Annotated in this window: 1 protein-coding gene; it reads right to left on the reverse strand. The window is 49.5% G+C overall.

What is annotated here, in order from left to right:
* Positions 1-637, reverse strand: a 637-nt coding sequence (locus M3180_RS22295; protein WP_251671625.1) for a hypothetical protein, incomplete at both ends; no start/stop codon positions are given.

The following is a 637-nucleotide window of genomic DNA, read 5'->3' on the forward strand; positions in this document are numbered from 1 at the left end:
AGAATTAATTGAGCATTGCCTTGGGTGACGAGCATCTCGTCTAGCATATAGCTCAATGCTTCCTGACCAGCACTGTAGCTTAGTGAAGTTCTTTGACCATCCTGTACATACTCGAGTGCAAATGGTGTCGCTTCGTCTTCCCAGCTTGGCGGTGGTTCATACGACACAATGCCGCGAAGCGTCAGCTCTGCGGGGCCATAGTTTACGTGATCAACCCTAATCGTTGCCACGAATTCTGTGGACATCGCCGGCAGGTTCCATACATAGCTGCCATCCACTTCCTCTAGCTCTTCATCGTTAATCGTTACCGAGGTAATTTCAGCATCGGCTACGCTCGGCGCAAAGACGAGCTGATCATCCCCAACTGAAACGATAGTCTCATCTAATCGATAGCTTAGCGTCTCTTCAAGCGTGTAGCTTAACGCTTCTCTGCCGCTGTATAGAACATACTCGGCTGAGAATGGTGTCACTTCGTCATCCCAGCTTGGCGGTGGCTGATACGATACGATACCGCGAAGCGTCAGCTCTGCGGACCCATAGCTTGGATGATACACGTCAATCAACGCGTAAAGATCTGATGACGATTCAGGTAAATCCCATACATAGCTGCCATTAACCTTTTGTACGTCCACACCAT

It is taken from the genome of Paenibacillus camelliae (assembly GCF_023715345.1).
In the GTDB taxonomy this organism is placed as follows: Bacteria; Bacillota; Bacilli; order Paenibacillales; family Paenibacillaceae; genus Pristimantibacillus; species Pristimantibacillus camelliae.